The 12,697-nt window shown below is 35.2% G+C and carries 5 protein-coding genes and 1 tRNA gene; 4 read left to right on the forward strand and 2 right to left on the reverse strand.

Going from position 1 to position 12,697, the window contains the following annotated elements:
* Positions 1 to 376: 376 nt before the first annotated feature.
* The 4 genes from EPA86_RS05375 to EPA86_RS05390 all read left to right on the forward strand — a co-directional run bounded on the left by EPA86_RS05375 (position 377) and on the right by EPA86_RS05390 (position 10,822).
* The gene (locus tag EPA86_RS05375; RefSeq protein WP_140602395.1) at positions 377 to 2,833 is read left to right on the forward strand and encodes a hypothetical protein; all 2,457 of its coding nucleotides are present in this window, start codon (positions 377 to 379) and stop codon (positions 2,831 to 2,833) included.
* A 13-nt stretch (positions 2,834 to 2,846) separates the two neighbouring features.
* Positions 2,847 to 6,632 (forward strand): S8 family serine peptidase, encoded by a 3,786-nt coding sequence (locus tag EPA86_RS18440; protein ID WP_140602396.1) that lies wholly within the window; start codon positions 2,847 to 2,849, stop codon positions 6,630 to 6,632.
* 68 nt (positions 6,633 to 6,700) lie between these two features.
* Entirely contained in the window at positions 6,701 to 10,192 is a 3,492-nt protein-coding gene (locus EPA86_RS05385; RefSeq protein WP_140602397.1) for a hybrid sensor histidine kinase/response regulator, read from the forward strand.
* Positions 10,193 to 10,207: 15 nt separating this feature from the next.
* Positions 10,208 to 10,822: a response regulator transcription factor gene (locus EPA86_RS05390; protein WP_140602398.1), complete on the forward strand. Its 615-nt coding sequence runs from the start codon at positions 10,208 to 10,210 to the stop codon at positions 10,820 to 10,822.
* A 447-nt stretch (positions 10,823 to 11,269) separates the two neighbouring features.
* On the opposite strand, the gene EPA86_RS05395 is transcribed toward EPA86_RS05390, so the two are convergent.
* Positions 11,270 to 11,345 (reverse strand) — tRNA-Arg (locus tag EPA86_RS05395).
* Between the two features lie 56 nt (positions 11,346 to 11,401).
* Positions 11,402 to 12,598 carry a flagellar assembly protein T N-terminal domain-containing protein gene (locus tag EPA86_RS05400; protein WP_246058274.1) on the reverse strand — a complete coding sequence of 399 codons (1,197 nt, stop codon included), beginning with the start codon at positions 12,596 to 12,598 and terminating at the stop codon, positions 11,402 to 11,404.
* Between the last annotated feature and the right edge of the window lie 99 nt (positions 12,599 to 12,697).

A 12,697-nucleotide genomic window follows, 5' to 3' on the forward strand; every position in this document is an offset into this window, starting at 1 on the left:
GAAAGCACACTTTTAGCTTATAAACTATAAAGTTAGACGGCTACAGTTTTTGAAGAAAAGCAGAAGGAAAACTCCTTGTAACTTTGGTAATAATAGTTTGTGAAGAAGCAAATAGTATAAATTGGTGGAGGAATGAAAGTTATCTTGCTTTTATTCGTCATAAGTCATGGAGTACCTAATAGGATTTAAGTCTTGGTGCAGTGGCCATAGAAAAATACATTAATTAAAGAAGCATTAAAACTTTATATTAAAGTAAAAATAATAATGCCTAGGACTAAATACCCATAGTTTATGGGTACTTAGGTCGATATGAATTTCCTCATTTTTATCTCAATATAATATCTTGATTATAACAAAAACGATGAGGGAAAAAATTTTGAACATCAATCACCTAGTACTCACAATAGGACTAGTGTCATCACCACTGGTTTTTGCTGAGTCCCAGTGGGGCAGTGACCCCAGAAGTTACCTTACTGTCGCTGAAGAAGCAGACGCCTCAAAATCAGCGGTTGATAGTAAAGGTAATATAATCACTGGTTTTTCTGTTGTTAGTGAAAGGTTCGACTTTCATTTAGCTAAGTTCGACCGAGAAGGCAACCAACTTTGGAATGGTGAGTCTGTACTAGTTAAAGATAGAAATACATCATTCATCTTAAAGTGGGATTTAGAGATCGGTAAAGACGATGCTATTTATACTGCTTTTGATGATGTATGGGCATCTAAAACTTACATAGCAAAAACTAATTCTGATGGAACATTAGCTTGGATGGTTGAACCAGGCTTTGCCTCAGAAGCTGGTGTCAGCCGCTCTAATTTAGCGAGAATACATCCAAATGACCACGGTGTCGCCTTCACTCATCGTTATAGAGATTACAACTACATAACACAATTTGATGTTGGCCTTATTCGTGATGACGGTTTCAAAGGATCAGAAACCTTTGAAGGTGAAGAACCTATAGAAGAAATCATCGCAGGGGAGGCCTATTGGGTAAAACCGTTTTCATCAACTGATAAATCATATACTAGCGTGGATGTTATTACAGTTAATGACGGTATTATTGTTTTGTCTATGGGACAACGAGATGAAGACGGGGCCAATGCGTTATATGCACAAAAATATGATTTTGAAGGGAATGAAATTTGGGGAGAAGAGCCGATTCTATTAATGGATGGCCCAAATAAACTACCTGGCTCAGGTGTTCCAGTAATACATCTAGTGGATGACGGGTTAGGCGGAGTAGCTTATGCAACACGTTTACCCGGAAACTTTGCTGGAGATTTATATTTTCAACATGTAAATGCAAACGGTGATCGCTTATACAAAGGGGCTGGTGCGCGTATTTCGAGTAATTTTGATTCGGAATATTATGATGTTGCTAACCCTACTATAGCGTTGCATGATAAAACTTTCGTTGTAGGGTGGACGGCTCTTGGAGGAGCTGGTCCTTTTTATGATTATGCGGTGTTTTATCAAGGGATTAATCGAGATGGCAGCTTTGTGCTCGAAAACCCGAAAGCTATAATCAAAGTACAGGATTTTGAGCCTGTGGAAGGTAATATCGATGAGGATTTAGGCGTATTATCTGGTGGACACATTAGTGTCTACAAAGACCAAATTTCAATTGCTTATGCTAAGTCTACAGATTATTCGCAGACAGCAGCTGAAATTCGCAGGGTAGACTTTACTCTTGATGGTGAAATTGTTAGGGATGTTAGCGTTGCTAACCCTAATTTATGGCTGAGTACAGTATCACCTGTTATTTCTCCGTTTGGGGAATTAATTACTACGTTTAAAGCTGGTTTAGAGGTAAGTAGTGATAAGGCTCAAACTGAAGGAGCAGATAGAACATATTTACAAAGTGTTACACCAGAAGGGACTATAGGTATATCAGAAGGAGTACGACTTTCATGGCCTCAAACAACTTGGTTTGTTGCTGAAGACAATATATTTTCAACAGTACTGCAAATTGCAGATACTAACGAGCTTTTGGAAGGTGAGAGTTATTCTGTTACGGCACTTTCTGATGATGATGAACATACTGTTGAAGCACAACTTGAAAATGGTGAAATACTATTAACTGTAGCTCCTAAGGCAGAATTTTCTGGTCAGATTAAAGTCAGCGTCACGGCAACACACTCGATAGACTCTACTCGAACTACTACAAATGATTACATACTATATGTCACAAATGTAAATGATGAGCCAACTATCGACTTAATTGAAACCATTACTGCAAGCGAAGATACATTGGTTGATGTCGTCGCTAATGTTGTAGATGTTGATAATGAAAACTTATCTATCACATGGAATCAGGTTTCTGGTCAATCCGTAGATTTCTCCACTGAACAATCACAACTATCATTTCAAACTCCTGTTTTATTAGAGGATACAGAATTAAAGTTTGAGTTAATTGTGAGTGATACTGAATCAAGTGTAAGCAAAATATTAATAGTCAATGTTACTAATGATAAAGAGCCAACTATTAGGATGCCTAATGTTTCTGTTATCGAAGGTGGAACAACTGTTATTTCTCCTGTTTTATCAGGACTTGCTAACATCAAAACGGTTAACTGGAGAAAAATTTCTGGCGCAGAATTGACTTTAGCGTCAACAGAACAATTGAATTTAAATATTACCTCTCCATTTGTTCGTTCAGATGAAGTAGCGGTACTTGAATTAACGGTAACCGATTCTTTAGGTCAAACTACATCACAACAAGTAAGCGTAACTATCGAAAGTAAAAAAAGCTCTTCAGGTGGTACTAATTCTTGGGGGCTATTGTTATGCCTTGCTGGATTATCGATACGTAAAGTTGTCCGTAAACAAAGTTAATAGGAATAAAAAAATGTTAAAAAAATCCATTTTAGCTGTCTCATTGTTAATGTGTGGCAGCGCTTCCGCGAATTGGGGCGACCAAACGATAGCTAAGCCTTATGCTTATGAAAGTAAGATAAATGAAGTCGTTTCTCTAAATGCAGAAAATGCAACAAATCATTATTTTGTACAATTGCGTCAAATGCCAGCAGCATTTGTCAAGAACGCACCAAGAGATAATAGTGAAAAATTAGTTTTTCATTCGAAAGTTATTCAAGACCGTGTAAGTAGCCTAAAAGAAGAGCAAGCCGAGTTTTTAACGGCAGCTAAGATTTTATTGGGTAAACAACTAAACGTACAATTTAACTACACGACCGCCTTTAATGGCTTCTCTATCAAGATGACAGAACAAGAAGCTAAAGCTATGGTTTCGATGCCTCAAGTCTTAAAGGTTATCCGTCAAGTAGAATATAAGTTACATACTGAAGAAGGGCCAGATCATATTGGCGCTAAAACTGTTTGGAGTGCAACACCTGGTGTAAGTCATAAAGGTGAAGGGGTAGTAGTAGGTATTATTGATTCAGGTATTAATACTGATCATCCTTCTTTTGCTGCATTGGGTGGTGATGGATATACCCACTCTAACCCTAAGGAAGAATATTTTGGGGATTGTAAAAAAGAGGGCTTTGAAGCGCTTTGTAATGATAAACTGATAGGTGTTTACAGTTATGAATCAATTACAGCAACATTTGGTGATAAAGTTCCTCACGTAGGAGAGGATTTTAATGGTCATGGCTCTCATGTGGCTTCTACTGCTGCCGGTAATGTTTTACGAGACCTACCTTATTATACAGCAGGCAATAAAGAATCTCATGATGGAAACCCAATTGTCGGCTCCAATATTCCTGAAATGTCTGGCGTTGCTCCACATGCAAACATCGTTTCTTTCCAAGTTTGTGGTCATACCGGTGGCTGTAATGTAGGAGCAATGGTTAAAGCTGTAGAAGATGCTATTGAAATTGGTGTTGATGTTATTAACATGTCTATTGGGCCAAATGGCGAGGGACCTCACCCTTGGTTAAACACTCTAGATATGGCTTATTTAGCCGCAAACGAGGCTGGTATTTTTGCTTCAATCTCTGCGGGTAACTCTGGTTCTGGTGCCAATACAGTTGGTCATTTAGCACCTTGGTATACAGTAGTAGCAAATGCCACTCATGGTCGTTATTTCGGTAAAACACTAAGTTCTAGTATTAATGCAGAAACACCTTTTAATGAAATTGAAGGTACTGGCATGATAAGCTCTGAAATAACTGGAGAACTAGTATACGCTGGAGCTAAGCGCTCATGGGCCTTTATACGTCAATGTAATTTTGATACAGATGATCAAAGTAATTTACCTGATATGAAGGGTAAAGTGGTACTATGTGATCGCGGTGGTAATAGTCTTTATGAGAAAGCATTAGCTGTACAGGAGTTAGGTGGGGTTGGTGTCGTAATTCGAAATTTCTCTGGTTCGGCAACGGCTTTATATTCTATAAACTATCCTGTCCCAGGCATTCAAATTGACGAACAAGATGGTAAGTCATTAAAAGAATGGATGGACAATATCTCAACGCCAGAAGTGACGATTTCTGCTGGTATGGCATTAAGTGACGACGCAAATGCTAATATTCTAAATCCTAGTTCATCACGAGGTCCATATTCTGATTATCCTCAGTTAATGGTTCCACATGTAGCTGCACCAGGTACAGACATCTATGCTGCGTATAGTGACTTTATGCCATTTTCTAACAATCCTGCTCCAAGTGATTTTTCCTTTCTATCAGGAACATCTATGGCTGCGCCTCACGTTGCAGGAGCAGCAGCTCTTTTAAGTCAAGTTCGCCCTGACTGGAGTGCATCGCAAATGCAATCAGCATTAATGATGACAGCAAATCCAAGTATGCTTAAAGAAGATCGAGAAACTGGTGCAGATGTTTGGGATCGTGGCTCGGGTATGATTAGGGTTGATCAAGCTGTTAACTCTCCTTTAATTCTAGATATAACTCAAGATGAATATTTAAATTCTGATCCTGCTGAAGGTAATGATTTTTCACAATTAAATACGGCTTATATAGTGGAACCTAACTGTGCCGGAATATGTACTTTTGGACGTACATTCACAGCAACAGAAGACGCTACTTGGCGATTTGGTTTACCATGGAGCAGATTCCCGCCAGTGAAAATCTCTTTTTCACCTGAAACGCTAGAAGTAAAAGCAGGTGAAACTTATGAGGTTGAAATAACGGCTGAGGTATTAGATTCGGCTTCAGATGATTGGTATGATTCACAAATTGAATTAACTTCATCAAATGCATCCGTTGATAAGTTGTTAATTCCAATTCGAGTTAAGCCTTTAGTTGCTATTGTTCCTAAATTAGTTCAACAAGACTACTATTTCAACGAAGCTGGCTTTGATATTGAAAGTTTTATGTTTCGCCGTCCTGAAATGATTTCATTCACGAATGGCCCATTAATTAAAGGACAAAATTTTACTGTTGAGGCTGCCCAAGACTCTGATGTAGATAGTGAAGAAGAAGGTAAAGTTGTTACTCCATTTAATGACTTATCAGATGGCGTTGCTTACTTTACGTTTGAGAACGATGGTAATTCACCCCAACTTGATTTTTATGTGTCAGGAGCGACGAACAAAGACACTGATTTATTTGTTGGTTTTGATTCAAATTATGATGGTAAACCTCAAGAAGTAGAACGTTTATGTGTATCAGCAGGCTCTGCTAATATTGGTGAAAATTGCTCCGTTAACGGTAGTGTAGCTGGTACTTATTGGGTTCTAGTTTGGAATTACTCTGCTTCTGATGCTGTCGCTGAACAAGATGGAGATATAGTTCTTAAAGATAAAATTACTGTAGACGTTGTTAATGGAACTTCAGACACTTTATTGCCATTTAATGCCATTAAATCAAATAGTTTTTCAGATTATTTAAACTTTCCTGTTTCAGTTTTATGGAGTGGAGAGTTGGAAAATAACCAAAACTATTATGGTGAAATTAAAGTTTTTGAGTCAGATTACACTGGGACTATTTCTTCATGGGGCAGCAGTCGTTTGGTTGTTTCACAAAAAGGGGCTCCAGTAATGGTTACTGCTGAACAATCAATTAAAGGTAATGAAATTAGTGAATTAATAATTTCATTTTCTCCAAATACGTTAAGTGAAAGTTTAAATTTAACAACTTCAATTACTTTAGCCGAAGGATTTGAATTAGCACAAAATGTTGAAGGAGTTTCTGTTAATGGCAATACCTTAACGGTTAGTAAAAATTTAGCTGCAAATCAAACAACTGCCAGTAATGTTGATATACCTATTAAAATGACTGTAGCTATGTCAGGGGAGTTTATTCATAAATATACCGTGACTAGTAATAAGTCTAGTAAAGTATTTGAAGGCAAAGTACAACAAATTAACACTAATAAAGCGCCATTAGTAACAGCTTCTGCTTCGGAAACTAAAGTTGTCGAAGGGGAAAACTTTATACTTTCAGTAGAAGCCGTTGATAATGATTCGTTAACTTATCAATGGCGTCAAACTTCTGGAGCCCCAGCCTTTGAAGGTTTTAAGGGCACCTCAGAGGTTGTTGTTACTGCACCCAGCGTTGAAGAAAATCATATTCTCCAATTTGAAGTTTTAGTTTCTGATGGAGAATTCGAAGTAATTCAAACAGTTAAAGTTACTGTTGAAGAAAAATCATCTGGTGGTGGTATACTATGGTTATTGTTATGTCTACCTTTAATTTTTAGAGTTAGAAAGATTTAAAATAACTTCCATTAAACAAACTATAATGAGCCTCTAATTAGAGGCTCATTCGTTTTATAAGCGAACCAATGAAAATTCCCAACCTATTGATTAATATTTTAATTCTAGTTCTTATTCATATAGAGGCAGCACAGGCTTTTGAAGTTATACGCCCGTATGCTGCTCATTGGTCAGTTGAGAATGGTTTACCGAGTAATTATGTATATGGAATTAGTCAAGATAAGCTCAACCGAGTTTGGTTGGCGACCCCTAACGGTGTCAGTATAATAGATGGGGTTGGTATTACCAATTTAAAAAAAGATTCTACAAATTCTAGCTCAATTAGTTCAAATGCAATTACACATGTTGCAGCTAAAGACAGTGAAATGTGGATTTTAAGTCTTAATGGTATTGATTTAGTTGATATTCATACATTAAAAGCTAGACACATTTTTGATCCTAAAGGTTTGTTAAATCGAGCTAATAACGTGCACTTCTTTAAAGAGTTTGCTTGGGTTATTTCCAGAGGACGACTACTCCAAATTGATTATAAAACGCGTTCTATTAAAAACATTTCAAATATTGGCTTAGATAATCAAATTCAGGTGGTATCTAAAATTAATAAAGGTACATTCTTAATTACTTCAGAAAAAGGATATGCCATTTATGACAGTGCCTCTGAGGATGTTACTCCAGTATTCTTAAATGACTTTAATCCTCAGCATCATGATATTCGAGCATCCATAATAGATCCTAAAGGCCGTTTATGGCTCAGTATTTTGGGCAAAGGAATTTTGGTCTTTGAGAATGGTAAATTGAGTCATGAATTTAACGTAGAATCTAAAACTATGTTAAGCAACATGATTTCTCAATTCTTTATCGATGATAATTTGCTTTATGCTGTAACTGGGAAAGGTGTTGAAATATTTAATGTAAACAACCTTAATCAACGTAAAACAATATTACCAGATAGTTTCAATAGCAAATATTTGAATGCAGAGATGGCACTGTCGGCTCGAATTTTAGCTGATGATAGTTTAATGATAGGCACAACACTTGGTGCTTTTAGAATAAGTTTAAAACCCAGCTTTAAATGGCTATCTCAAGAAAGTAGAGTCCCTCTAAACAAATCAATTGGAGCAACTATTTCAAGCGCAGATACTTTATTTACTTTCAATAAAGACGAGGTGATAGGTCACAAAATTTCTAATAATTTCGGTATTCATTCTAAAGAAGTAGCCAATATTGGTTATTCTAGTTCACCTTATAAAATAAATGAGGATATTTTAGTCTATGAATCTGGTCTTATAGCGCAATTTAATAATAATAAAATAATACCTTTACAAGTAGATGAGTTACCCCAGAATGTAGTGATCACAACGGCTAAATTTCTACCTAAATTAAATCTAATCATACTTATAAGTAAGAATCAGCTATTTGTAGTGCGACAGAATAAGAATAAATTACAATTATTAAATACATTGACTTTTCCAGGAACTTTAATCGTCGATATTGCAGTTATGGGTGAACGAATCTTTTTTGCGAGTCAAAAGGTTGGTATACAGGCTTTATCTACTTCACAGTTATTGAATAGTTTCGCAAAATTTGAAGAAGTTGACGGTCCTAAAGTACCTATTGATTTGTATATAGATCATCAGAATAACTTATGGGCATTAACTTTTGACGATGGGCTATATTTAATGAAACCTAGTCAAAATTACAACAAATTTGAAAAATTCACATTTGGAAATAGTGATAATCTGGAACAAGTCATTTGTTTAACACAGGATTATACTGGTCGTTTCTGGTTTTCTGCTCGATATGGTATTTCGACATTTTTATTATCGGATAAAAAATTACGTAGTTTTAGCCAGGGGGATGGGTTAAAACCACAATCTTTCAAAAGATTCGAGTGTGGAAGAGTAGGAGAGCAAGTCTACTTTTCTGCTGATAGAGATGTTGTTATTGTGGATACCAAATCTGCATTAAATCAACCTCAATCAATTGAAATAAAACTTGCTCAAATGAGTCTTGAACAAAATGTTTTAAAACAAAATGAAAAGCGCTTATTTATTGAGCCCAATTTATTAACTTTTACTTTATCTTCGCCGACATTGTTATTAACTCAGCAAGATAAAATTCAATACAGATTAGTAGAGAACTCAAATAAATATAGTCAATCAATAGGTAGATGGATAGAAACTCCAAGGCCTGAAATTAATTTGGTACGTCCAAATACAGGTAACTTTCAATTACAAACTAGAATTAAAAGGTTTGACGGTACAGTATCATCTGTTTACCCAATAGATTTCAGTATAACATTACCATTTTGGCGAACACCTCTCATGTTCAGTTTATACCTTATCGTTGCAGTATTAGTTGTAAGTCTCTTATTTTCATATAAATTGAGATTAAAAAACTCTAAACTTAAGTTGGTTGAATTAAGGGCTAAACAACAAAATTTATATACCGAAAAACTGGCGAAAGAAGTCCAGGAGAAAACAAAGGGCTACCGAGAACAACAACAATTGGCAATTAAAGCCAATTTGGAAAAAACTCGTTTCATTGCTAGTTCAAGCCATGATTTAAGAGCGCCTCTTAATGCGATTCGTTGGAAATTAGAACAAGTATTACCTCATGAACATGTAGACAAACCTCAAATAATGGAAGAACTAATGTTATTAGATGGGTTAGTTGAATCAATTGTTAATTTATCCAAATTTGATGCCAAAATCATTACTCCAAATATAAGCTCTTTTTGTCTTAGGGAATTGCTGAACGAGGTATGTCATAGGTTCACAAGTGTAGCTAATGAAAAAAATATCGAATTAATAATTGATTTAGACGTTGAAAATATAAGTGTTTTAAGTGATCGTTTTCTATTATCACGAGTCCTAAACAACCTTGTTGACAATGCAATTAAAAACTTAGAATCTCAAGGCTTTGTTTCAATAACCTGTAAAACAAAAGAAGGCGATGTATGTTTATCTGTACAAGACAATGGTCCCGGAATTCCAAGTCATATTCAATCTAAGTTGTTTGAATCATTTGTTCGAGGAACAGAGAAATACCCTGGTTCAGGTCTAGGGTTAACTATTGTTAAGCAAATAGCAGAAATTTTAAAGCTTGAGTTATGTTTAGTTTCAAATCAACAAGGAAGCCATTTTTACATGCAGCTTCCTCAAGTTACCTCTTTAGAATCACAAATAACTAATAATGTTAAAAAAAGTGCTTTGCTTATTGATGATGACCCCTTTTATGCCAATTCTATAGCAAACCAACTACAATCTATGGGATATAATTTAACTATAATTGATGACATGAAATTAATTGATCACATTGGGAATAAAAATAGATTTGAGTTAATAGTTTGTGATTTTAATTTAGGACTTCCACGAAATGGTTTGCAAATATTACGTTATGAATTACAGGATATTGTATTGACCGCTAAAAATGTGATTTTAATATCAGAAGATTTTACAGTTAAAGAGTTGTTAGAGCATGGAGAGCCTATTTACTTTTTAAACAAGCCGATTAAACGAAGTAGATTGGCGTGGCTATTACAACAATCAGATAACTAAAGGCTTGGAAATAAAATGCAAGAAAGTCGTATTATTATTGCGGATGATCATCCTCTTTTCCTAGAAGGATTATCTTCAGCCATTATTAAAAACCTCACATTTACTCTTGTTCAAACAGCTAGCAACTATTTAGATTTATTTTCTCAATTAGAAACTGATGGGGAAGATTTAGACGTTTTGTTAATGGATTTAAAAATGCCAGGAGCGAATAGTGAAATAGGTCTTTTATATATTCGACAACGCTTTCCAGAGTTACCAATTGTTATTTTAAGTGCTCACGATACTATTGACGTTCGAATTCGGTGCCTAGAACACGGTGCGTCAGAGTTTTTTTCAAAATCGACAAATGTTAATGAGCTCGTAGCAAAAATTGATCAAATCTTAAATGGGGAATATAGGTATCCGTCCTCACAAACTGTTGATAATAGAAATGATGATAATAGGCTTAGGTTGTTGACTCTTTCTCAATTTAAAGTACTAAACCTTATGTCATCTGGACATACTAATAAGCAAATAGCACGTGAACTCAATATTGCAGAAAAAACAGTAAAAAACCATGTAAGTGCTATTTTTTCAAAACTTAACGTCAATAATAGAACCCAAGCAAGCAATTTATTTAATCAAGCATAGTGATACATAATTATGTGGTAGTTCTATTGTTTCATTAGCGTATTTTTTGCCTAGTTTAAATTGACAATAAACTTAAAATTCAAAATGTAGTATATTGAATGACATTTAATGTTAAAAGTCTATTTTTCAAAATGTTATTGGTTAAGGTAGTGATTGCAGTTGAATTATTTCGATACATAATAAGTGAATTGATAACAGGGATAAGGAATTAAATTTTATTTAATGGATTTAGCTTTGTTTTCATTTGAAATATATGGATATGTTGAATACCTTTTAGAGAGCCATAAAAAGGTCATAGTTTCTTCATATTGAGATCAAACTCTCTTAAGGTGAATCAAGTATGAAGGGGGTTAAAATTTTGTAAATATTAACGCTCAACTCTTTCAATTTTATAGTAAAATATTGTAGAGAAATGAGATTTTATTAAGGGTTACCAATCGTGATTGGTGGCGTCCCCACCAGGACTCGAACCTGGAGCAGCGGCTTAGGAGGCCGCAGTTTTATCCAGTTAAACTATGAGGACATAATTAAATTCTATCTGAATATTAATTATTTAAAAAGAGATTTTTACCTTGTAAGCTAATACCTAACCACTAAATCATCTACCTGTATATTGCCAAATAGATCGCCATCAGGTGTTTGTGCAACGGCGGTATTTCGAGTCAATTGAGTGACTTTTACTTTATATGGGCTGGCGTTAAAGCCAGTATAGTTTTTACCGTCATTACTGCTGAAACTGTGTCGTTGTAAAACGGTGAACTCATCACCAATTTTTACTCCGTGTTGTCTACCTAAATCAAAAGTGATTTGATTTCCCGTTAGTTGAATAATGTTTCCGCGACTTGGTTCACACATAATATTTTCATCAATATTTTTTACTACTTTTTCAAGTAGGCTACTGATCATAGTACCGTATTTACTTTGCCAAAATTTAATACTAAAAGGGTCTATGGTAAGGCGTTTAGTAAATTCCCATGGTGCTGAACTTTGGTATTCATTTTGCCACATTAATTCTCCATTTATGCCGTTATATAAATAGAAGTTCATTACGAAATTTCTTGGATATATTCCCTGCTGCCAAAATTGCCAGTTATTAGTGGCTTCTTGCTCGAATGAAATATCATGAATTTCACTAAACAAAATATATTGGCTATTTGAAGAATGAGCGAGAGTTTTTGATAACTCTGCTATTTTGTCGTTGGCTAAACTGTTATTTAATCGAGAAAACTGTGTTTTATTATTAAGAATACTGGAGTGTGTGGTGTAAGCTGAGTGTTCACTAAGTTGTTTACTAAGCTGCTGTGGGACGGCTTTATCTATAGAGTATATTTTGCCAATATTTGCTTGCTGCCTATGCATTATATTACTTTTAGTGATTAACAGAGATTTTTTAAAGTTTACGGCAAAGCACTTTCGCTCTTGAGGAAAGATATCAGCACGAATTGTCACGGTGAGTAAATCACCGTTGTATGTTTCATCGACCAGTTCTATAGAATTTACACTACCTGTAGCTCTAATATTTAATTGATCTTGCGTTAATAGTCCGTTGATAACTTGTTGAACGCTTGAAACACTTGCACCAGCAATTAGTAAGGCTTTTTTTAACGCATTTTCCATGGCTTTAGTACGAGCAATTTCAACGGTGTTTTTATCTAATCGAGCGTGTCCTTGAGTTTCGTACCATTGGGCGTGTGCACTATAGGGGCTTACACAAAGCAATAAGCCTATAATTAATAACAGTGTTTTTCTACAGTAATTCATTATGATAAATCTCATGACTATTGCTTAAATTAATCGTTAGTTTCTTCGATAGCTAGATAGAAACATCATTATGGGAAATATGCATATACTATGCCTAATTCAAAATAACGAAAT

The sequence above is a fragment of the Litorilituus lipolyticus genome (assembly GCF_006439335.1).
Taxonomy (GTDB): domain Bacteria; phylum Pseudomonadota; class Gammaproteobacteria; order Enterobacterales; family Alteromonadaceae; genus Colwellia; species Colwellia lipolytica.